The organism is Arthrobacter sp. P4_H3 (genome assembly GCF_056400885.1).
In genome coordinates this window covers 82,092-103,157 of sequence record NZ_JBFUKK010000021.1, presented here as the reverse complement: position 1 = coordinate 103,157, position 21,066 = coordinate 82,092, and the positions used below count along the sequence as shown (strand labels likewise).

Sequence of the window (21,066 nt, the reverse complement as noted above, 5' to 3'; positions counted from 1 at the left end):
TGAGTCATGACCGTGACAATGCGGTCTGGGCTGGTCCGCTGAAAGCCCGCGAATACTGGTGGGGGTACCTCGCCGGTTCACCTAGATGCTCAGCCGCCTGCCGGGCCCAGTTGGGGTTGCGCAACAGTTCCCGGGCAAGGAACACAGCGTCTGCTTGGCCGAAGCTAACGATCCGGGCGGCCTGGTCGGCTTCCGTGATGAGCCCTACCGCCGCAGTTGCGATGGACGCTTCCTCGCGGATCTGTTCGGCGAATTCCACTTGGTAGCCTGGTCGTACAGGAATTTTCGCGTCCGGCACTATGCCTCCGGTGGAGACATCGAACAGGTCGACTCCGTGGTCCTTTAACTCTTTTGCGAGCAAGACCGACTCGTTCCTGGTCCACCCGTAGCGTTCATCATCGGTGTCACCGGCCAGCCAGTCCGTAGCTGATACGCGGAAGAACAGCGGTTTCTCCGTAGGCCACTGCTGCCGCACTGCGTCAACGACTTCCACCGCGAACCTCATCCGGTTGCTCAGAGCCCCGCCGTATTCGTCGGTGCGCTGATTGGACGCCGGCGAAAGGAACTGGTGGATCAGGTAGCCGTGGGCCCCATGGAGTTCCAACACATCAAAGCCCGCCAGATTGGCCCGTCGGGCGCTTTGAGCAAAGTCCTGGACGAGAGCATGGATTTCCGCGCGCGTTAGTTCCTTCGGAGCCGCCAGTCTCCCAAACGGCACGGCACTGGGCCCCACACGCTCCCAATTGCTTCCTTCACAGCTTCCCTGTTCCCAAGGGCGGCCGGTGGCTGCCTTGCGGCCGGCGTGGACCAACTGGATGCCGGCCGCGGTCCCGTGCTCGTGCAGGAAACTGATGAGTTTGCGGTGGGACACAGCCTGCCGGTCGTTCCACAGGCCCAAATCGTATCGGCTGCTTCGCCCCTCCGGGTTGATGGCGGTTGCTTCGACCATGGCCAGACCTGCACCGCCCAGTGCGCGGGCTGCGAAGTGCTGGAAGTGCCAATCAGTTGCTGCGCCGGTTTCGGGTCCGGACGGATAGGAGGAGAACTGCATCATGGGAGACATCCAGATGCGGTTGGGTATCGTGAGTCCACGCAGAGTGATGGGATCGAACAACTGAGTCATCTCGGCTCCGTCGCTGGTGCGCCGATGCCCAGGAATGTCTGTCCGCTACGCTGCAGTGCGGCGCGGTCCAATCCGCTGTTGTCCACGAAGGCGGGGAGGTTGGTCTCTGCCATGTCGAACGGGTAGTCCGTTCCGCAGAGGATCCGGTCCTCGCCGGCATGTGATGCCAGCAGGTCGAGTGTGTTCCGGTCGTGCGTGACGGTGTCGAAGTATGCGGAGCGGAAGAGTTCCCGCGGATCAGCGGAACTGCCCGCCCGGACATCGGCCCGGGCCTGCCACGCGTGTGACCATCGGCCCAGAATGGCAGGAGCACACCCCCCGCCGTGGACGAAGCAGATCCGCAGATCAGGCAATTCTTCCAGGACGCCGCCAAAGATTCCGGATGCCACCGCCGTTGCTGTCTCCACCGGGTTCCCGATGAGGTTGGCTAGGTAGTAGGAGGACCATTCAGGACGCGGCAGCTGCATTGGGTGAACGAGCACTGCCAGATGGTGCTCGGCCGCTGAACGTAGAACGGCCCGAAGCACACCGGTGTCCAGCGATTCTCCCCTCAGGATCGGAGGGATGGCCACCCCGGCGAGGACACCGGCCTTGGCAACGTCGCCGACCTGTCGTTCGGCAGCCGACGCGTCATCGAGCCTGGTCAGCCCCAGGCCGGCTAGACGACCGAAGGAATCACCGACCACTTTTGAAAGGCTCGCGTTGTACTCATCGATGTAGTCCTCGGATGATGAGTTCACAGCGAAGGCGAACGGCGGTGGCGACAGGGCCCGGCGCGAGATGCCATGGGAGTCCATGTCGGCAATGATCGCGTTGACGTCGCTCATGGCTTCTGTCCTGATGGACAATGGCAGGTCTCCCAGGAACAACTCCCCGTCTTGGTCCCGCATGGCTCCATAGGGGGAGCCCGACGGGAGTTCGAACAAGTCCGCCGGTAGCCAATGGGCGTGAACGTCGATCAAATCCGCGCTCATGCCGCGTCCAGCGGCAGTGGCTCGTTATGGGAGTCGAGGTGTTCGACGGTGGTGAAAACCAGGTCGGTCTGACCGACGTTCTCAATGTCGTGAAGCAGGTACTCCGCGTTGCCGAAGTGGAAGTGCCGGGTCTCTCCGGCGGAGTACGAGACATCACGGGTTGTGCCGTCATGGGTGTGCTGCCGGCTGCTGCCGGCGTTGACCGCGGTCCAGAAGTAGTCAAGAACATGGCGGTGGGCGTGCCAGCGTTCACCCGGCGCGAGCCGGATTTCCCAGACCCTGACCCGGTCGTTTTGGCTGAGCAGCTTGGAACCGACCTGGCCGTCGAAGGCACGGGTTTCGAACTCGCTGTGGAGGTCCTCGGACCATCCCTCGTAGTTCTCTCCGATGAGGGTTCCTGCAAGGGGCAGATCGCTCAGGAAGTTGGTAGTCATGGTGAAGCCCTTTCTTAGGTTGTTGCGCTTAGCGTCCGGGCCCGTAAAGACCGAATCGAAGATCCTGGTCACCCGGGGTCCAGGTGTTCGTGAACTGTGACCGCTCGCCCATGGCTTTTACACGTGCGAGCAGGTTGCTGCTCAGTTCGAGCTGGCTCGGCTCCCATTTCTCCAGCGCTTCGGCAACATTGCCTGCCGCGGCCGTCAGTGCGTCGCTGAGGGCCCACGCATCGGCGGCGGCCTTGGCTGTGCCGGCGGCGGCGTGTGGCCGGGCGGAGCAGGCGGCGTCTCCGATAAGTGCGACGCGACCATGGGCCATCTTCGAAGCCCGCGAGTCCCAGACGACCTGGATGAAAGGCGACTCTGTCGAGGTGACCAGTTCAGCTGCGGCTGGCGCGAGCAGCCGGGAGGCGGCCTCGCGCATTTCGTTCACGTACCGGTCCTGGACCTGGTTGGGATGCACGGAGACCTTACCCGGGAATCCCTGCTTGCTGATCAGCATTTCATCGAGCTCGGGACCTTCCGGAACGTTGCGATACCAGACGTAGTTCATGAGCCGTTGCCCCTTCCCAAGTCCTCTCTCACTCGGGATGGGATACATGGTGATTTGGGAGTGGGGTACGACGTTGTACGTGACGGCGTCGTTGAGCAGGCCTGCGGTTTCCGCCGAAAGGTCTGCCTCGTCGACGGTCCCGCGCCATCCGATGTAGCCGGAGTAGTCAAGGGTGACATCCGGGTCGATCCGGGCCCGGTTGGCCGACGTAATGCCGTCAGCGATGACAACGAGCGCGGCCTTTTCTTCCCGGCCACTGACGAACCGTACGGTGACTGAGTCCTCGTCCTGGTCAAAGCCGCAGGCGAACTCGCCTAGATGGTAGTGGTCGCGTCCGAAGTCGGAGAGCAAGGCCCTGTAGAACGTGCCCCAGGATGTATGGGACCATGACCGGGCGTCCCGGTCGATGATGCGGTTTTCGGCGTCGATGTATTGAACCCAGTTTGTCGTTGTACTGACATCTTCCGGCCGCTGGGAGCTGCGTTCCCGGAACCATCGCAGGGTGTCCGGTTGCAGGACTATGCCGCCCCCACGTCCGTCCAGGTCTGTGGGTGTCCGTTCGTAGACGTCGACCTCAAATCCCAAGTCTCGGAGCAGCAGGGCAGCTGTTAATCCGCCGATCGATCCTCCGATTACAAGTGCGCGCGAACCTTCATAGCCGCTCATGCTGAAGTTCCTTTCATTGTGGGGTGGTTTTCAGGGGTTCCTGCTGGGGCATCCGTTGGTAGTTCCGTGTCGCGGGTTTCGGGGGCAAAATACAAGCCAATGAGCGCGATGATTCCCGTGGCGGCCAAGACAGCTGTTGCCACTCCGAGGTTGCCGCCAAACCACGAGGTTGCGATGACACCTGCGACAAGCGGGCCAGCCGCGGTGACGTAGCGGCCAATACTGTTCGCGAGGGCGATGCCACTTGCCCGCATGCTTGGTGAGAACATTTCTGGTCCGTAGACGAAGTTCCCGGACAGGGCGCCGAACAGGCCAAAGCCAACGATGGGAATGACGGTCAGGTACGTGGCGTAGGAGTGCTCAAAGGGGAACAGGTAAGCGACGCTGACCCCGGAAATGAGGAAGCTGACCAGGAATGCCTTCTTGCGTCCAATGGCGTCGGCAATGAAGCCCCATGATGCGTAGCCGAGAATTCCACCCGCATTGAATAGCATGGACGAGACGGCGACCCGGTGGTTCGCCTCCTGCGCTGGGAGTGATTCCGCGGCCGTCATGTCGCGGATGATCTGTGGGTACCAGGTGGAGACGCTCCAAAAGGCGAGAAGTGCCCCGGTGGCCAGTGCAGTACAGATAAGTGTTGCCCGCAGATGTGGTGGCGAAAGAAGCCTGCGGAGAACGAACTCGTCTTCTGGTAGGCGCGAGGTTTTGCCCTTGCGTTCCTTACGCCTGGCGATAACGTCTTTGATCTCTTCCGGTTCCGGAACGTAGCGGCGCAGGAACCAGACCAGAAACGCCGGAACAACAGCCAGAACCAACATGAAGCGCCAGCCGTTTTCGCTGAGCAGGCCATACGCCAGCGCTGCCATAAAGAACCCGGCTGCATATCCGGACATCATGACCCCGCAGGCGCGGGCACGGTACCTGTTACGCCACACTTCAGCTACTAGTGCCGCCCCGACCGGGGCTTCGACGCCTGACCCGAGGCCGGCTACGAAACGCAGTATGCCAAGCTGCCACCATGTGTCCGCGAAAGCTGCAGCGGCCGTAAAGACTGCGTAGGTGAGGATACCGATTGAGAGGACGCGGACGCGTCCGAAGTAGTCTGCCAACACGCCGAAGAGGATTCCACCCGTGGCCCACCCCGCAAGGAAGAGGGCCACTGTCAGGCCTCCGTAGACGCCGATCTGAGCTGAACTGACGACGATGCCGGAGTGCGGCAACAGGTCTGTCATGGCCGGGCCGAGGACAAGAGCGTAGAGGCTGCCGGCGAAGCCATCGAGCGCCCATCCCATGGTGGTGCCGAACAGTACGAGCCATTGCACCCGCGTGATTTGCTGTCGCCAGCCAGGGGTCATCACCGGAATTTGTTTGTTCTGTGTCACGTGCGTCGTCCTTTCAGGATCCCGGTTGATCAGTTCAGACGCCCAGGAGTATCGGACCCGTACCAGTCGACGTCGCTATCGGCTGTCCGCACGATGATTGTCTTGATCCAAGTGAAATCGTCGAAGGATTCTGTTCCTGCATCCTTGCCGGCACCGGATTCCTTGATGCCACCCCACGGCAGCGACGGTTCAAGCCGGTGGTGGTCATTGACCCAAACCATGCCTGACTCAATCGCCGCAGCCACCCTGTGCCCGCGGGCGAGGTCATGGGTCCACACGGCTGCTCCGAGGCCGAAGCGGTTGTCGTTGGCCATCTCTATGGCTTCTGCCTCAGTGTCGAATGGCACGACCACGGCCACGGGGCCGAAGATTTCTTCCTGGGCGACACGCATGGTGTTCGTTGCATCGGCGAAAACGGTGGGCTGCAGGAAATACCCAGCGCGGAGGTCATCGGGCAGTTCGGGAACGTTGCCGCCGGCAGCAAGGTGTGCACCTTCTTCTTGACCGATGGAGATGTAGTCCAGAACCTTGCGGCGCTGTGTGTCGCTGATCAACGGCCCAATTTGGGTTTCGGGCCTCGCAGGGTCACCAATCTTGATCGCGTTGGCCCGTGCAACCAACGCCTCAACGAACTCGGTGTACCGTTCCCGCTGTACGAGGAAGCGTGCCCCGGCTACGCATGACTGTCCGGAGGCAACAAAAGCAGCGAAGGCCGCACCCTCAGCAGCAGCAACCGGATCATAATCACCGAAGACGATCACGGGGGTCTTGCCACCCAGTTCAGCCGTAATACGTGCAAATCGCGACGCCGTTGCGACGGCAGCGGAACGCCCCGCCTCGGTCCCGCCGGTCAGTGTCACTTTGGCGACGTCGGCGTGCTCGGTCAAACCGATCCCGGCTTCGCGTCCGCCGGTAACAACGTTTATGACGCCTTCCGGGATGCCGGCCTCTGTGACAATCCGGGCGATGGCAAGGGTTGTAAGCGGAGTCAGCTCCGACGGTTTCACCACGACGGTGTTCCCGGTGGCCAAAGCAGCAGAAAGGCTCCGGGCGAGGATCAGCGCCGGGTGGTTAAAGGGAGTGATTATTCCACAAACCCCGAGCGGTGTGCGCCTTTGGTACGTCAGGTAAGGCCCGTCGCTGGGCAAGACAGCGTCCCGCTGCGCGGCCAGAAGGGCCGCGTTGTAGCGGAACCACTCGGGTACACGCGACAACTGCGCGCGGGTCTCGGTAATGGGGCGGCCATTGTTTTGTGTTTCGAGCGTGAACAAAGACTCGCTTGCCGCTTCCAGCGCGTCAGCAGCCTTCAGAAGGACCTTTGTGCGAGCGGACCGGCTCATGCGAGGCCAGGGCCCTGATTCAAATGCCACCCGGGCGGCGGCAACGGCCTTGTCGACGTCGACTCGGACACCGTCAGGCACTGTGGCTATCGGGCGTGCTGTTGCAGGGTTTGAAATAGTCAGGAATGCTCCGCTCTCTGCAGGAACATCCTTCCCATCGATGAACATAAGGTGCTCGCTCATGTTTGCCTCGTTTTCTTGTAGTCCGTCGGCTTTGACGTTTTCGGAAAGGGATCTCTACAAGTATGCGATTCAAATCACACGAGTCATATGTTTCGAGAAACATACTTTTTTGTTTTATATGTATCCAACAACAATTGTGGATACACTAATTGGATGACGAACAACCTCCGGAGAGCCCAAGGTTCACTTGAAGTCCGTCGCTGGTTGGACAGTGTCCGGGCCATCACTCAGACGGTTGTCACAGCCCAGCCGCTCTCGCGGGTGCTCGACTTGATTGCAGAAACCGCTGCAGAGCTTATGGGCTACGAGTTCTGTGGTGTGCTGTTGCCTGACTCCTCCGGTCAGAGGCTCACAATTGAGGGGTCAAGTGGCCTTTCCCGGGAGTACATAGACCAGGTCAATGCCGATCACCCGGTTCTTTTGCACCCGGGCGTCGAATCGGAAGCCCCCTCAAGTAAGGCCTTCCGAACCGGAAGGCCTGTCGCGATTGCCGATATCCAAGCGGAGCCGCAGTTTGCACCATGGGGTGGGGTTGCGCGGGAGCAGGGGTATCGATCAATGATCTCCGTGCCCCTGCTCGAATCGGGCCAAGGAGTCATTGGCACACTGAACTGCTACCGCAGGGGTACCCATCACTTCGGTCAGCAAGAGATCGCGCTCCTCGCGGTACTCGCCGACCATGCGGCCATAGCCCTCACTACGTCCCGACTGCGTTCCGACGAAGCCAGCCGAATAGATGAACTGGTGCTACTCAACCGGGAGCTCCACACGCAGAGGGACCTGCTGGAAAAATCCGAAGACATTCACCAAAAACTGACAGACATTGCACTGAGGGGTGGTGGCGTCCCTGGCATCGCCGCTGCGCTGTCGATTCTGATATTCCGCGCAGTTTTGATCGAAGACGTCCAAGGGGCAGTGATCGGACGATCCGATCTAGACGCAGGATTCCCGGACGACAGGACCAGGGCGGGCATCAGGGATGACCCTTCGCCCTCCTTCGAGATATTTCATGTGCTTCTCAATGAAAGTGAAGTTGCCCGGATTTGGACAGTGACCGACGCCGGACCTCTGACTCCCATCGAAACGCGCGCCGTTGAACACGCCACGGTGGTTACCTCTCTTGAACTCCTACGGGCGCGAACCGCCGAAGAAGCGCAGTGGCGACTACAGGGAGAGGTCCTGAATGACCTCCTCGGCGGCGAGCCCTCCGCCTTGGAAACAATCCACGCCCGTGCAGATCGCTTGGGCCATGACTTGAGCGTCGAACATACGATGGTCGGCGTCTCCTTGTCCGAGGTGGCACAAGACGACATAAACGCTTGCCTGCAGCAGGGCCTACGGCGGATCAACACCTGGGCCGCAACATTCAAACCGCGCCCCCTATGCGCCATCCATCACGACAGGATTATCGTGCTGCTACCCACGTCCCTTGACAGTTCTGCAATGGAAACCAGTACAGCTGAGAAGATCCGCAAGATGGCCGCGTCACGCCGGCCTCGCGCCACCGCTACCGCTGTGTCACGAGGTCCCATCAAGGGCCTCAGTATGTACCCCCAGGCATACCGCTCTGCGGCCGGGGCTCTGAACATGCTGGCCCTGGCTGGGCGAACTGACACATCAGTTACTTTCGACGACCTTGGGATTGTAGGTTTACTGCTGCAACTCGATGACTCCAGCCAGCTACTCCGATACGCGGACCGCGCCCTCGGTCCCGTCCGCAGCCACGACGAAACCCGTGGAACCGAGCTCCTCAAGACCCTGCGAACCTACTTCTCTTCAGGGCAAGTAAACATGGACACAGCCCGCCTTCTGCAGGTTCACCCAAACACAGTCGCACAACGGCTTCGTCGCATACAGGCCCTGACCCACAAAGACCTCTCAAGGCCGGACCACGCAATGGACCTCGCCGCGGCCTTGGCCATCGGCGACATTGCCGACACAAAACCCACATCCGCACAGGGGCCCAAATAGAAAATCAGCCCCAATTTAGGGGCGGGTCATCGCCGGCGCCAGTAAGCTCCCAACGGACGGCGGATCGTGAGGCCAGAGAAGGACGGTCGTAGTCGACTACGGTGACTGCTCAGCACGGCAGGACCGCTTCGAGCAGCCGAAACGTCAACCGCAGTTCCGTCGTTGTAAGTCAACCGCCGAGACTTCCGTCGGCACCCTCGTAACGATCTCCGGATCTCCTGCATCCCAGGTCAAACCACAGCCGAGCCTGGCCCCGTTGTTATGCCCCGCATCGGGGATCCGTCCCGCGGAGCAGGACTCATCGTAATCCGGGCCACCGACCCCCCATTCAGCGTATCAACGGCGGCCACTTGGCCGGCAAGAAACACAAAACGACCCACCTCGGCCACCACCCCGCTGGCGACCCGGACGGGCGTGCCTAGCTGTGGACCGACATGGGAGATCGTCTGGAGCAACCTGATTCAGGACCGGGGTGGCCGTGCTCTTCGGTCGCGCATCCTATCCAGTCCCACACCTAATTGACGGTGGATCCGCAGCCCTCGCATGCCGAGGCAGCCACAATGATTTCTTGGCGCCCCTTCCGGGGTCTGCAGGCAGTGTCGAACAACGACGCGTTCGCGTTGGGCTCGGTCGTTCAGGGTCTGAAGGAAATCCAATCACCCGCGGCGATATGGCACGGATCTACGGGCGCCCTCGGCCCGCACTGCGGCAGGACAAAACATTTCGATGAATCCAGGACAGTGCGCGGAATCCCAAAGTGCACGCTGCGCGTTCCCGGGCAAGGAGTCAAAGCTGGCAAATGACGAGCAATCGATCGCCGGCCGTGAGCAGCGCCTTCATACGGCGCCATGAGAGGACCCTCCGTTGGCAGATACAATACGCGCCACTCTCAAGAAGGGAGTTCCCTACTGCCGCAGAGCCGCAAGACTATCCGACCCGCGCCGCTCATTTGCCCTTTGCGCGACGCTGGGTTACCGACATGTGAGCACCCAAGAGTTTGGGAACAACGACGTAAACGGCGGTAGGAACCACCATTAGCGTGAGGAACAGGGCACGGAGAATAGGGTGCCAATTTTCCATTAGGGGGCCAGCGGCGATCATCCCGATCGAGACTAGCGGGAAGATTGCCAGCCAGGTGATGACAGCTCGAATATGGATCGAGACCGGCGACGCTGCCCCCCTGGCTGGGGCGCTGGAGGGCCTAGGTTCTGCTCCGCCGTGAAGGCGCGGTCGGTTTGAAGCGGGGGAGGTGCTCATGGGATTCCAGTTATCTAATCGCTTTTGGTTGGGCTGACAGTACGCCTGACTCCGACGCTCCCAGAAGGGGTGTTCTGTAGGGCACAAGGACCTCCCCGGAAGCTGGCACCAGCCATTTGGGTTGCGAAACCGTGGCCCTGGTGCTCAGACCGGTATTCTGCCGACGTTCCGGTGTTCGGAAGGTCAGTATCAGTATGGGCTGCCGATCAGAGCTCTGAATATGTTTTTCGAACCATAATTTTCGCCTATGCAGTGTCTCTGGGGACATCCCAAGTTGACGCGTGCCTACCACAACGTGCCGGACATAAATCCATGATGTTCTCGTGCCCTCACTTCCCCGGGTTGGATCCAGGGCGCGGCGCTGGCGTACCCTCATATCGAAGCCTTCAAGGCGGTCTGACTTGCCAGCTGAGCCATGCGGTTCTTGCTTTTGGCTAGTCCGTCTCCTCTTGACGGCGCTCTTCATCCGGGTACAAGGCATCAAACCGGCGGGAGAACGACAGATCCTTATGCCCCCTTGAACGAGAGTGCAGTTCGCTTCAAAAGTAGGCGACCAACGCCAAGGCTCTTCGCGGGAAATGGAAATGCCAAGCGAGTGGATGATATTGCATCAGATGCAATAATCAGGGCGATACCTGCCACAAGGTCCACTATCAGTTGCCTGCCCCCACAAAGAGAACCGCGCCCCTTCGTTGCCGGGTTGCGGTCGGTCCAAAGAGCCTTGAACCGGTGAAATCAGGTGACTGGACAATGTCCACACTTTTGCCGTCGGATCGGGCCGGATTCCGCATGATTCCCGGAGATCCCACTGATTGCAAGGGTTGGAATACAGTTCGAGTCCCAGCTCGGGCACAGTGTTTCCGCAGGTCAGCGGCCTAATGGGCCGTTGACTGTGGACAAATCTCCAAAATGTGTGGACAGCGGCGTAGCACTTTTTCTATGGCCAGCATTCGAAAGCGCACGAAAAAGGACGGAACTACGTCCTTCATGGTCTGCTGGTGGGACCCGGTCACCAGTAAAGAACAAGGCATTACATTCGCCAACGAGGCAGAAGCCGTCACGCTCAAGCGAGTCGTCAGGACAACGCTTATGTCCGCCTCGAGGATCCCGACTTTCACGAATGATCGACATCCGGCCACGACATCGCGTTCCAATGCGGCGCGAGCCTCGTCGTCGATCTGTGCGACGGCTGCCGCCAACGGGGTGCTGTGGACGTATTGCCAGAGAAACTCCCTTGGCTCGGGCAGGGTCAGCGACAGCGTCTCCGACCGAACGTCGGCGTTCCGGAATCCGGCGCTGCTCGTCAGCGACTCGAGTTCCTGCGGCTTGTACAGCGAGAACACCGCTTGCACGAAGGCGGCTACCTCGGGCTTCACATGACGTGCCAGCGCCTGCTCGAGAATCGCGAACAGCGGTGGGGTCGGTCCGACCGTTGCAATGGCCAGGCGCCCTTCGGGAGCTAAAACGCGCCGCATTTCGCGCAGCGCCGACGTCTTGTCGGCCACGAACTGCAGGCCGAGCGAGCTGACCACGACATCGAAGGACCCGTCGGGGAGCGGCAGGGACTCGGCATTGGCCTCGTGCCACCCGATCGCGGCGCCCGACGAGGGGACCGACTGCGCGACCGCCAGCATTGCGGGATTGACGTCAAGCCCGGCGACGGCGCCCTGGGGACTTACTTGCTCGGCTGCCAGTCGCGTTACGACTCCTGTGCCGCATGCGATGTCGAGGACGCGCTCACCAACCTGGGCGCGGCCGTGTCGAGCAGCGCGGTCGCGAATGGCGCGCCGATCGTGGGGACGAAGTACCGTTCATAGTTCTCAGCAGCGTTGCCTCCATACTGTTTGAACGACACTTCTGACGATGATGTGCTCATGGCGTTCTCCTTATCCGCAAGACCGTTGCCCGGCTTGCTCTTCATGGTTGTGGGTGGCGGGGGATTCACGGCGGAGGGTATATCGCCGGACACGCGGCTCGGCGTGTCAGGCCAACCTTGATCCCACCATCATTGAGACATTCCCGGAAAAGATGGATTCAGTCCGTTGTGTGAGTGTCAGTGGTGTGTGGTGACGGGGCGTCGCATTCCGCTGTAGGCTGCCACGACCCCTACCAGGAAGATGAGGACGGCGAGGTAGATCAGGCCCAGATGCCCAAGCGTGGCAAGACCCCATGGGTAGTGCGCGGGGAGGGCCACGGCGAGCCCGACGACGGGGACGATAACGGCTGTGGCGAAGGCCCACCGTTCTCCACGGCGCACCCCGTACCAGGACAGGCCTGCGACGGCCAGCCCGGTCGCAGCAATGAAGCCGCTGACCGCGATGTGCAGATGGCTGATGTAGTGATACAGCTGCGGGCTGAACGCCTCAATCTCCGCCTTCCCCTTGTCCACCTGGCCGGGGCCGATGCCAAGTTCGAGGAAGGCGTCCGTGAAGTTGAGTACCAAGAAGATTACGGCGTACCCGACGAAGGCCAGCCCGGCCAGCGTCATGAGAGCGGCTCCTGTCCGGAGGCGGGACTGTTGCCCGTGGGGAGTTTGGATGGTGGACACGGCCACCACCCCCTTTCTTATTCAAGTAGGTACTTGAATAAGAAACCCCTAACGGTAATCTTGTCAAGAGAACTCTTGAATAGGAGGTGCGAGTGGGCGACCAACAGGACAAGGATGCGCTCTTCGACGCCCTCGTCGAAGCTGCCAAGGCCTTGGGGAACGGCAGGAGGGCGGAGCTGATCGATATCCTTGCGCAGGGCGAGCGGTCGGTTGAGGAGCTGGCCGCAGAGATCCATCAGAGTATGGCCAACACATCCCAGCACCTGCAGCGTCTGCTGCGAGCCGGCCTCGTCTGCTCCCGGCGCTCGGGGACGCGGATCTACTACTCCCTTGCCGGTACGGCGGTCGAGCGACTATGGCGAGCACTTCGGGAGACAGCCGAAGCGCACGCGGGGGAGCTGGGCGATCTCGTCCGTGCCTACGTCGGCGATCGCGCCGACCTGAGCATGATCACGCGCGACGAACTGCTGCTGCGGCTGCGGCAGGGAGACGTCGTTGTGCTGGACGTGCGGCCGCAGCCAGAGTACGAAGCCGGACATATCCCGGGTGCGCTTTCCATGCCCTTCTCGGACGTTAAGTCTCGGCTGCACGAGGTTCCCCAAGGAAGCGAAATCGTCGCCTACTGCCGCGGACCGTACTGCCTATATGCGGACGAGGCCGTGCGGCTGCTCACGGACGAAGGGCGCCTCGCCACAAGACTGGAGGAGGGCTTCCCCGAGTGGAAGGCGGCAGGGCTGCCGTTAGAACAGTCGGACTCATGAGCGGCCTCCATCCAAGACTGCGAACTTGGGCGAGAGTCCTCCTGGCGGTTGATTAATGCAAGCTCCTACGGGTGCGGAACAGTTCAGGCCGCGGCTGAAGTGAGGGCTTTGTGCCTGAGAAGGTCTTTCTTGAGGGCGTAGTAGAGCTCGCGCGCAACATAGCGTTTGAGGCTGCGGATGATGTCGCCCCGGGAGTGGCCTTGGTTGCGCTTGCGGTCGCGGTAGGCCTGTGACTTGGGGTCGAGTTTGAGCCGGCCAACGGTAATTAGGTAGATGACTCGGTTTGCCTGGCGGTTGCCGCCGCGGTGGAGCCTCATCCGGTGGGACTTTCCTGAGGAGACGGGGATTGGGGCGACTCCGCAGAGTCGGGCGAAGGCTGCTTCGCTGGGAAACCTGACGATTTTTTTCTCCTGCTGTGATGAGCAGCTGGGCAGCGCTGACGGGACCTACTTGGGGTAGCTCCATTAGTGTCGGGGCTACTGCGTGCAGGAGCCTTTCGAGGTGTTTGTCCGTGTCGTTGATCTGGGTGGTGAGGTCGTAGACGCGTCTGCCGAGTTCCCGTAAGGCGTATTTTGCAGCCTGCTCCGGCACGTCCAAACGTGCCATGTCCGGCCTCAGCGATTTGGCTTGCATGGCTTTTGCTTGCAGGGTCTTGGCATCGAGGCGTTCTTTGATTGAACCGGGTGCAGTCACCAGGATGTCGCGGAGCTGCACCAGGGCTGCGGTCCGCGATTTGATGGCTGAATCGCTCACCAGGTGAAGATTCCGAATTGCTTCCACAGCGCCGGAAGTCCTTGCCGGGGACGAGCATTCCCCGGACAGAACCTTTCTCGCTGCCTGTTCAGCAGAGGCGGCTGCTCCGGCATACAACGTCAGCTCGAAGAGCCCGGTGGTGGTGCCCCCTTTCGGGGTCAAGGTGGGGAATGAAATGAGTTTCTGAAGCAGGGGGCGCCCGGATGACGGACGTGAGGCGTTGCCTAAGCGGGTTGGTGAGCAAACCAACCCGCTTTCCCCTGTAGCGAGCGCTGGAGTGCCCTGGCCACTTCCGTGTTTGAGTGGATACGGTGCACGCCAGTTCCGCCGATGATGGGGCACGTTCGAAAAAGCGTGTACCTCACGGTCGTGCGTGTGACGGGACTGGGCCATCACCGAATGGCCGAAAGTAGCCATGAGCATCAGGGCCCTGCTGCTGTCCTTGCCCAGCACCCCAGCCCTTACGTCTCCTACTTGAAGTGGAGGGTGATCAACGGGACGACCGCGGCCGAGGTCACCTCCTGTCAGTGGTACAACGGAGATAAGCAGATCAACAACCTCCCCGCAGGCGATTACGCCCTGGAGCTAACGACCGAGCAGGACAAGTACGGTACCTACAACCTGAGGACTAGCTATGTACTCCCATGAAGCCCGGGTGGTTGTCGAGTCCGATGCCTTGATTGCCCGCCGGTGGGGGCAGTACAGCGGTGAGTTCGGCGTTCTTTTTGTCCCCAAGGATCCGGCCTCCGCTGGCAGTGAGGCAATCCGCACATCGCTTGGCGGGATTCGAACAGGTGACCATGGGAACCAACGCCTAACCGTGGCGCCTGTCCTCAATGGCTTCGCCATCCTCCAAAATCCGGTGTCTTCGCGTAAAGCATTTCTCACTCTGCTCTCGGAGGTTCGGGATGCGCTTGAACTGTCCGGCTTCGAGGGTGTACTGAGGCTAGGCGAGGATCAATTAACGGAGTGGAGACTCACGGACGTCGTGCCCTCCTTCACGGTGGTAGCTTGCGTCAGTTCGGCCGTCCTGCCGATGTCGGAACCGCCCGAGTATGCTTTACGGCCTCCGGAATCGGGACTCTGGCAGACTGAGTCATCGGCTTTCACATCCCTCGCGGACCAAGCCGCGGCCCTGGCCAGAAACGAAGGCGACGGCCGGTGCGTCGTGGCCTCCGGGATGCTCAGCGTAGCCTGTCGGCCGGACCAGGTCGCAGCGTTTCTGACGGCGGCGTGCAGCAGTATCGGCGAGGCTCTCCTTGAGATCCCCACGTCGGAAGGCCGATGGATTCGATGCGTATTCGGTCTGGACGGGTATTTCCTCGTACACGAAACCACCGGCGGCCAGCCGTGGAGAACTGCTCTGGCGGCGTCAATCGGCAGGCTTCACCACCTGGCGCCGCTCGTTGATTACGGCTTCATTCGGCGTTCAGATTTCTTGGCGGGATCCCTCAGCGAAGCCGTCGACTACGGACGGTCCAGGCCGCAATACCTTGTCCGGACGTACGCGGACAGCCATCACGTCCTTAAATTAGCTGTCCCCGACATCTTCGGGGTACAGATCTTCGGGCCCAGACATCCGGCGCTCCTTCCGTCTGGCCATTGGGATGTGGAGGACCTTACGGAGGGGCGGAAGCTTGTGAGTAGCAAGCGGTTGCAGGACTGGTACGGAGACGATCTTTCTGTCGATTCTGTACAGGAGGACGCCCGCGAGGCGAACAGCGCGGTTTTGTATACCTTTGAGCGCTGGTTGGAACGTAACCTCCGCGCTCATGCCCACCACGCAACCACCTGATGTAAGTAGATGCCCATCCCGGGGCACGATTCCGCTGAGGCCTGTCATTACTAGTTGTCCTCCTCCGGCCAGTACTTCTGCACCGCCGCCGCACCGTCCCGCAGCTGCTGACCGTCCAAGACGACGGAGCTTTCGCTCATGCCCATGTCGGTCCATTGGGCAATCAACCTAAGGTTTCCTGCCGGTGGCAGCGGCCACAGCCACAGTGTCCCGGTGCCGGCCATCTCGTCGTCGTTGCTGTTGCCTCCCTTGCCGCGGAATTCGAAGACAGGCCCCTTGGGTTCCTCTGCCATCTGCAGGGGTGGCCCGTACATGGCCTGCGATGAGGTGCTCGCTTTGGTGCCGTCCGGGAGCTGCACGCCGAAAAGGAGGAGGGAGTCGACCCATAAGCTCCCATCCCGCACGTGAAGGCGGCCGCGATGAAAGATCGCGTTTAGTTCCGACCACGGCGGGTCATCCTGATCAGTGCGGCGGAACATCCAGGACACGTCAAAGATGCATCCGGTGGAGTACACCTTGGCGGACTCCACCGCCATCATGAAGGTCGAGGTTATGTCGAGGAAACGACCCACGGGGACGACGGCCGGAAGTTCATAGCGGGGCGCCCCGGCCCACGGCGGTGGAACAAAACGTTCGACCCGCGGGCGGGGGAGTGGCGCAGGAATTGGGTAGTCCTGGAAGAAGGTCACGGTCATCCTCGGGCTTTGCTGGCTGCGACCGACCGGCGGAACGCGGCACAGCCGCCCAGGATCCCCCAATCCGTCCTTACCCGGCCAGTACACCTAGACCAGCAACCTCGCTTCGGCTGCGTCCTGTCCTTGTCCGGCGCCCGTGACAACGACGGTCCGGCCGCGCAGCTGAAGGGATGTCACAGCGCACCACCCACTCCGGCGTTTCCTGGGCGGACACGACCCCTTGGCAGGTGCCGGGCAGGAATCCGGGTGACGGCTTCCCTGCGCGTTCGTGGAGCCAGTAGTGACCTTTACCAGGGCGGCGATGCGCACAGTAAGAGGAGGTCATTCATGTCGCTTTCTAACAGTTAACAGGCAGTGGGCCAGCTTTAGGCTTGCTGCACCCAGCAGTCCACGCCACCCATGCTAGGAGGTGCCAAATCACGATAGTGACTATTCGTCCGACAGATAGCAGCAATGCTTGTTTGCCACCTGCTTGCTGGTGGGCGTGAACCGAATTTCACCCAGCTGAACGAAAGCACCCTCGGCGCGCCATGGCGGTACTTGAAGCCGGCTTGCTGGGCTGGAGGCACTCGGCCAGCTCGACTAGACATTAGGCAGCGCCAGCAGCATTTGTAGCTGTCGTGGCAGGTTCGAATACCTGTTGTTCATGGGTAGGTATAAAGGCCTGCGCTGCAGCAGCATGAAGCGTGCTGGTGCAGCGCAACGACCACGAGTTGTTCGCCTTACACCAGCGTTTCCGAGGTAGCCTGCGTGTTGCCTCTTCTTGCGTTCGAGGCGTAAATGCGGTTCTCACATGGCCCGATTACCTCCTGCTCAATGCCTGACCGGTCACGAATGACAGCCGTCACTCCTGCCGGGAGATCGAAAGACATACTAAGTTCATCGGCAGTCAGTTGCCATCGGAGAGCGATGCGCCCTCGCGGAGCGTCCAGGACTGACTTGACCCAGTCGATTCCACCGCCTGGACATGGTGAAAAAAGTACGCGTTCGTAGCCTGCGCTCAGCGGGACGATTCCACCGATAGTCCGGTGCATCCAATCAGCGACGGAACCTAGCGCGTAATGGTTGAAGCTCGTCATTTCGCCGGGATTGATGGAGCCGTCTGGGAGCATAGAGTCCCATCGTTCCAAATCGTTGTTGCTCATTCGCACCCCTAGGGCCGGTGGTCACCGTTTACGTAGGCGAAGGTTTTGTCAGCCAGAGCTGTGGCGTCTGGACACAGGGTGGCTGACCGCGCTGTGGCGACGCGTAGAAGCCGGGTTTCCATATCTTGGAGTCGATCAGCAGCACCGACTTGCCTGAGACGATGGTGTGATCGACGTTGGCTTTGAAGCCGGGCATCGGGTGCGCAGGTCGTGCAGGACGGCGGCCATCTTGCCGAAACCGTTCAGCAATACCCTAGTCTTCTGTTCAGCCCGGTGGCCGCACGGCCGTAGACCCCGTTCATCAGGACCAGAGCATCCGGCCGACGGTCCAGATGCCGAGGAGGACCAGGACGCGCCGAGGACTTTGCCGCCCGGGCCGTACATCCAGTCTTCAATTTCCTTCCGGCGGAGTTCGGTCCGTAGCAGACGGTTTGGAAGCGGCACCGCCGGTTCCCCTCCGACGGGACCTAGGACCGGATCCACGGAAAGCTTCTGGCTGAAGCAGACGCCGCGCGCAGATCGACTTGACAGTTTCGGTGGACTCGACCATCAACCGGGCCCACCAGCACGGGACGAACCTTCCCCGCACCACAGGGGGGAACTCCCGTTACAAGAAACTGTTTGCTGAACCGTCCGACCACGCCATCGGCCCTCTAGGGGCGGGCTGGGCACCAAGATCCATCGCGCCTACGACGGTAAGGCCGGCCGCTGGCGATGATTCTTGGCCCGGGACAGGGCGGCGACTCGTAGGAACCTGTCCCTTCCACTCCTACGGCGCTTACCGTGCCGTGGCTGGTGATGAAGTGAAGCAGTTTGCTGTAGCCGGCGGCTGTTGCTGCGAACTTTTGATCAGCGATGGGTTTGTCGTATTCGGTGACAACGGCGACGTGGTGTGTATCGGCGTGGGTATCAACGCCGACAATGACTTTGGGTAGTTCCTCGACCAATATGGCGACGGCCGTGCTCTTCCTGGTGTTTGTGTGTTGCACGTTGGCCATGCTGATCGAGTACAAGTTGGGGTCCGGCGGTGGTGATACGGCCCGCTAGACTCTCTTCATGCGCAGAACGTCGGCACGAGGCCCCGACGCCGCTGGGAGGGAGCGCGTACTTATCCTGTCAGCAGGGGTAGGAGCAGGGCACAACAGCGCCGCGGCGGCGGTGCAGCAGGCGTGTGCCGCGCGCGCCGACATCGACGAGGTGCAGGTGCTGGACGTGCTGCAGGTGAGCAGCGTGCTCTACCGCACACTGCTGGGCAGGGGTTACTTCGTCCTGGTCGAGGACTTGCCCTGGCTGGTCGAGTGGGGCTACGAGATCAACGACCGTCCGTTCCGGCGGCGGGGCCCAGTAGACCCCTGGACACGGGTGAACGCTCTTCCGGTGATCGGTGCGATCAAGCGATTCCGGCCGACCGCGATCATCTGCACGCACTTCCTGCCAGCCCAACTGCTGGCGTCACTGCTCCTTCGCGGCGTGATTGACGCGAGGACCGCCGTCGTTACAACGGACTACGACTTCCAGGGCCTATGGCTTACGGGCGCGTTCCACGCGCTCTTCCTGGCCAGGGAGGAGGGGAGGGTGGAACTGATGGCGCTGGGTTTGCCCCCCGACCGCGTCGCGGCCACGGGGATCCCTATCGCTACCCAGCTGACCGTAGCGCCTGCGCGCGATGCAAACGAGCCCCCGATGCTGCTGATCTCGGCGGGTGCGACTGGCGGCGACTATGCCGTCTCGGTCGTGCGGCAGACGCTGCACATGCGCTCGTCCTTCACGGCCACGGTCATGTGCGGACGCAACAATGCGCTGCGGCAGCGTATCGAGCAGCTGGTGGCGCCCGCTGGCGACCGCTACCGCGTGCTCGGCGTCACGGCGGAGATGCCGCAGCTGCTGCGCCGCGCCGACCTGTTTGTGGGCAAGCCGGGCGGCCTGTCGGCGTCGGAGTGCATGGCTGCAGGACTGCCCATGGTGCTTGTGAACACCATCCCGGGGCAGGAGGTTCGCAACGGCGACTACCTGATGGAACAGGGGGCGGCGGTCCGCTGCAACACTCCCGCGACGATCGGCTGGAAGATCGACGAGCTGCTGCGGGAGCCGGGTCGCCTGCAGCGGATGCAGGCGGCGGCATGGAGAACGGGCCGCCCTAACGCTGCAGCGGACGTGCTGACCGGACTGCTGGACGGGCCGTCCCGTCCCCTGGTCGTGACACGCGCAGCGCAGAAGACGATACTCGCCGAGAGCGAGCGGCGCGTCGTTGCGACGGATCTGACGGGACCCTCCTCGCTGGTCCGCGTAGTCGACTTGGCTGGGGCTAGCACGGTCGCGCTGCTGCGAGCCGAGGAGCTGGGAGATCTGCAGAAGCGGTATGCCACCCCGGACGGGGGTCTGGTACTGCGGCGCGGCGACGCGCTCATGTCGCTCAGGGGAGAGGAGCGGCGGCTGCTCCGCGCCATTCTTCGGGGTGACGACGAGCTGCCCGTCCGCGTCGAGGGCCCTCGCCACCCCCTCGCATCGTTCCCGCGGGACCGGCCGGACACGACCCTTGAGGACTGAATTGCTGCAGTCACCGGAGGATGCAGTCACCGGAGGAGTTATGAAGGACAGGACGCCCGTCAGGCCGTGCAGGCAGCTATCTGCCAGGTGCCCCCCGACGTCGAGCTTGAAATCCTCGCCGGCCGCGTCCGGCTGCGACAGTGCCTAGAGCTCGACTCACTCGACTTTCTCCACCTCGTGGAAATCATCGCAAAGACCATGGGCATGGACATTCCGGAACGCGACTATCCGGCCGTGGCAACGGTTGACGGCATGGTCAACTACCTGGCCAGCCACGGCTCAAGGTAACTTGGCCGACCAAGGTGGTAGCCCTCTGCCGCTGCTATCGCAATCGGGTGCCATACCTGCTGTGCTCGACATTGCCACTGGGTGTCCACTGTTGTGTGCTTAGCAGGTCTCCGGCAGCACATTTTGCGTGGCGACCGCTGCTGAGGCCGTTCTAATGCAGCTTTCAAAGAGCCGTTCGGTGTCATGGACGGCGAAGGCGCTTTGGGCCCGGTTCCGCGTGAACAGCATGTCGTCCGCGGCGAGCCGGACTTGGCCGTGAATCCCGGGGACAGGAGCTGCCCAGCTGCCTGGAACAGCACGGCGGTGATGGTGTGGGCGGGGCGGCTGCGCCGGTATGGTCCATGTACCAATGCCGGTGTCTTCGGGGCCGCCGGCTGCGCTGCTTGGTCCGAAAGGTGGGCAGGGACTTCCAATATCCCGTCGGAGTAGGTGGCTTTGATATCTCCTTCCTTAACATCGTCGGGAAGCGGGACGCTGCGGCTGAAGGGTCCGTACCGGAATTCGGACCGGAAGCGCTGGGAGTCAAACAGTCTGTCCAGGGAGTGCATCAGCCCAGACGGGGTGCATAAGCGTGTTGAATAGCAAGGTCCAACGGGTCGTCGCGAAAAGACACCATTTCAGCAGATCAGACATGACAGCTTCCCCAGATCC

18 protein-coding genes and 2 pseudogenes are annotated in these 21,066 nt (G+C 61.6%); 6 read left to right on the top strand and 14 right to left on the bottom strand.

The annotated features are described in order from the left end of the window. Positions 1 to 4 precede the first annotated feature (4 nt). From AC1DRE_RS21410 to AC1DRE_RS21385, 6 genes are read right to left on the bottom strand one after another with little or no spacing between them, the layout of a single operon-like run. Positions 5 to 1,123: an NADH:flavin oxidoreductase/NADH oxidase gene (locus tag AC1DRE_RS21410; protein ID WP_476986511.1), complete on the bottom strand. Its 1,119-nt coding sequence runs from the start codon at positions 1,121 to 1,123 to the stop codon at positions 5 to 7. Then, positions 1,120 to 2,097 (bottom strand): amidohydrolase family protein, encoded by a 978-nt coding sequence (locus tag AC1DRE_RS21405; protein ID WP_476986510.1) that lies wholly within the window; start codon positions 2,095 to 2,097, stop codon positions 1,120 to 1,122. Before AC1DRE_RS21405 ends, AC1DRE_RS21410 begins: the two co-directional genes overlap by 4 nt. Beyond that, on the bottom strand, positions 2,094 to 2,531 hold the full coding sequence (locus AC1DRE_RS21400; protein WP_476986509.1) for a cupin domain-containing protein: 438 nt from the start codon (positions 2,529 to 2,531) through the stop codon (positions 2,094 to 2,096). The genes AC1DRE_RS21405 and AC1DRE_RS21400 overlap by 4 nt, the downstream gene beginning before the upstream one ends. A 28-nt stretch (positions 2,532 to 2,559) precedes the next feature. After that, positions 2,560 to 3,750, bottom strand: a complete 1,191-nt coding sequence (locus AC1DRE_RS21395; RefSeq protein ID WP_476986508.1) for an FAD binding domain-containing protein — start codon at positions 3,748 to 3,750, stop codon at positions 2,560 to 2,562. Continuing rightward, positions 3,747 to 5,132: an MFS transporter gene (locus AC1DRE_RS21390; protein WP_476986507.1), complete on the bottom strand. Its 1,386-nt coding sequence runs from the start codon at positions 5,130 to 5,132 to the stop codon at positions 3,747 to 3,749. Before AC1DRE_RS21390 ends, AC1DRE_RS21395 begins: the two co-directional genes overlap by 4 nt. 29 nt (positions 5,133 to 5,161) lie before the next feature. Next, entirely contained in the window at positions 5,162 to 6,655 is a 1,494-nt protein-coding gene (locus tag AC1DRE_RS21385) for an aldehyde dehydrogenase (protein ID WP_476986506.1), read from the bottom strand. 153 nt (positions 6,656 to 6,808) lie between these two features. On the opposite strand from AC1DRE_RS21385, the gene AC1DRE_RS21380 reads away from it, so the two are divergent. Next, entirely contained in the window at positions 6,809 to 8,626 is a 1,818-nt protein-coding gene (locus AC1DRE_RS21380) for a helix-turn-helix domain-containing protein (protein ID WP_476986505.1), read from the top strand. Positions 8,627 to 10,758: 2,132 nt separating this feature from the next. Here the strand turns inward: AC1DRE_RS21380 and AC1DRE_RS21375 are convergent. From AC1DRE_RS21375 to AC1DRE_RS21365, 3 genes are all read right to left on the bottom strand, one after another. Then, positions 10,759 to 11,664 carry a methyltransferase domain-containing protein gene (locus tag AC1DRE_RS21375; RefSeq protein WP_476986520.1) on the bottom strand — a complete coding sequence of 302 codons (906 nt, stop codon included), beginning with the start codon at positions 11,662 to 11,664 and terminating at the stop codon, positions 10,759 to 10,761. Next, a complete protein-coding gene (locus tag AC1DRE_RS21370) occupies positions 11,583 to 11,759 on the bottom strand; it encodes a hypothetical protein (protein ID WP_476986504.1) in 177 nt (58 codons plus the stop codon). Before AC1DRE_RS21370 ends, AC1DRE_RS21375 begins: the two co-directional genes overlap by 82 nt. 177 nt (positions 11,760 to 11,936) lie before the next feature. Further along, positions 11,937 to 12,431 (bottom strand): hypothetical protein, encoded by a 495-nt coding sequence (locus AC1DRE_RS21365; RefSeq protein WP_476986503.1) that lies wholly within the window; start codon positions 12,429 to 12,431, stop codon positions 11,937 to 11,939. Between the two features lie 92 nt (positions 12,432 to 12,523). Here AC1DRE_RS21365 and AC1DRE_RS21360 point away from each other — a divergent pair, with 92 nt between their 5' ends. Continuing rightward, on the top strand, positions 12,524 to 13,192 hold the full coding sequence (locus AC1DRE_RS21360) for an ArsR/SmtB family transcription factor (protein WP_476986502.1): 669 nt from the start codon (positions 12,524 to 12,526) through the stop codon (positions 13,190 to 13,192). An 83-nt stretch (positions 13,193 to 13,275) separates the two neighbouring features. On the opposite strand, the gene AC1DRE_RS21355 is transcribed toward AC1DRE_RS21360, so the two are convergent. After that, on the bottom strand, positions 13,276 to 13,539 hold the full coding sequence (locus AC1DRE_RS21355) for a hypothetical protein (protein ID WP_476986519.1): 264 nt from the start codon (positions 13,537 to 13,539) through the stop codon (positions 13,276 to 13,278). Between the two features lie 1,040 nt (positions 13,540 to 14,579). Here AC1DRE_RS21355 and AC1DRE_RS21350 point away from each other — a divergent pair. Next, positions 14,580 to 15,740, top strand: coding sequence for a hypothetical protein (locus AC1DRE_RS21350; RefSeq protein ID WP_476986501.1), 1,161 nt, complete (start codon positions 14,580 to 14,582; stop codon positions 15,738 to 15,740). Between the two features lie 50 nt (positions 15,741 to 15,790). On the opposite strand, the gene AC1DRE_RS21345 is transcribed toward AC1DRE_RS21350, so the two are convergent. Both AC1DRE_RS21345 and AC1DRE_RS21340 read right to left on the bottom strand, forming a co-directional pair. Further along, positions 15,791 to 16,429 carry a hypothetical protein gene (locus AC1DRE_RS21345; protein ID WP_476986500.1) on the bottom strand — a complete coding sequence of 213 codons (639 nt, stop codon included), beginning with the start codon at positions 16,427 to 16,429 and terminating at the stop codon, positions 15,791 to 15,793. A gap of 728 nt (positions 16,430 to 17,157) precedes the next feature. Further along, positions 17,158 to 17,580 carry an alpha-L-rhamnosidase C-terminal domain-containing protein gene (locus AC1DRE_RS21340; protein WP_476986499.1) on the bottom strand — a complete coding sequence of 141 codons (423 nt, stop codon included), beginning with the start codon at positions 17,578 to 17,580 and terminating at the stop codon, positions 17,158 to 17,160. Between the two features lie 399 nt (positions 17,581 to 17,979). Between AC1DRE_RS21340 and AC1DRE_RS21335 the strand changes: the two are divergent. Continuing rightward, a pseudogene (locus AC1DRE_RS21335) lies at positions 17,980 to 18,324 on the top strand (transposase family protein); the annotation flags it as partial. Positions 18,325 to 18,377: 53 nt separating this feature from the next. Here the strand turns inward: AC1DRE_RS21335 and AC1DRE_RS21330 are convergent. Beyond that, positions 18,378 to 18,578 (bottom strand): annotated as a pseudogene (locus AC1DRE_RS21330) (hypothetical protein); the annotation flags it as partial. A 58-nt stretch (positions 18,579 to 18,636) separates the two neighbouring features. Here AC1DRE_RS21330 and AC1DRE_RS21325 point away from each other — a divergent pair. Together AC1DRE_RS21325 and AC1DRE_RS21320 are read left to right on the top strand one after the other, a co-directional pair. Continuing rightward, positions 18,637 to 20,127 (top strand): MGDG synthase family glycosyltransferase, encoded by a 1,491-nt coding sequence (locus AC1DRE_RS21325; RefSeq protein WP_476986498.1) that lies wholly within the window; start codon positions 18,637 to 18,639, stop codon positions 20,125 to 20,127. A gap of 66 nt (positions 20,128 to 20,193) precedes the next feature. Then, positions 20,194 to 20,415 (top strand): phosphopantetheine-binding protein, encoded by a 222-nt coding sequence (locus tag AC1DRE_RS21320; RefSeq protein ID WP_476986497.1) that lies wholly within the window; start codon positions 20,194 to 20,196, stop codon positions 20,413 to 20,415. Here AC1DRE_RS21320 and AC1DRE_RS21315 read toward each other — a convergent pair. Then, a complete protein-coding gene (locus tag AC1DRE_RS21315) occupies positions 20,388 to 20,963 on the bottom strand; it encodes an Hsp20/alpha crystallin family protein (RefSeq protein WP_476986496.1) in 576 nt (191 codons plus the stop codon). The genes AC1DRE_RS21320 and AC1DRE_RS21315 overlap by 28 nt on opposite strands. Between the last annotated feature and the right edge of the window lie 103 nt (positions 20,964 to 21,066).

Bases quoted from the DNA above. Each gene is read 5' to 3' on its own strand.
- AC1DRE_RS21410 (WP_476986511.1), bottom strand. From the start codon at position 1,123: ATGACTCAGTTGTTCGATCCCATCACTCTGCGTGGACTCACGATACCC.
- AC1DRE_RS21405 (WP_476986510.1), bottom strand. From the start codon at position 2,097: ATGAGCGCGGATTTGATCGACGTTCACGCCCATTGGCTACCGGCGGAC.
- AC1DRE_RS21400 (WP_476986509.1), bottom strand. From the start codon at position 2,531: ATGACTACCAACTTCCTGAGCGATCTGCCCCTTGCAGGAACCCTCATC.
- AC1DRE_RS21395 (WP_476986508.1), bottom strand. From the start codon at position 3,750: ATGAGCGGCTATGAAGGTTCGCGCGCACTTGTAATCGGAGGATCGATC.
- AC1DRE_RS21385 (WP_476986506.1), bottom strand. From the start codon at position 6,655: ATGAGCGAGCACCTTATGTTCATCGATGGGAAGGATGTTCCTGCAGAG.
- AC1DRE_RS21380 (WP_476986505.1), top strand. From the start codon at position 6,809: ATGACGAACAACCTCCGGAGAGCCCAAGGTTCACTTGAAGTCCGTCGC.
- AC1DRE_RS21370 (WP_476986504.1), bottom strand. From the start codon at position 11,759: ATGAGCACATCATCGTCAGAAGTGTCGTTCAAACAGTATGGAGGCAAC.
- AC1DRE_RS21350 (WP_476986501.1), top strand. From the start codon at position 14,580: ATGTACTCCCATGAAGCCCGGGTGGTTGTCGAGTCCGATGCCTTGATT.
- AC1DRE_RS21340 (WP_476986499.1), bottom strand. From the start codon at position 17,580: ATGAGCAACAACGATTTGGAACGATGGGACTCTATGCTCCCAGACGGC.
- AC1DRE_RS21325 (WP_476986498.1), top strand. From the start codon at position 18,637: ATGCGCAGAACGTCGGCACGAGGCCCCGACGCCGCTGGGAGGGAGCGC.
- AC1DRE_RS21315 (WP_476986496.1), bottom strand. From the start codon at position 20,963: ATGCACTCCCTGGACAGACTGTTTGACTCCCAGCGCTTCCGGTCCGAA.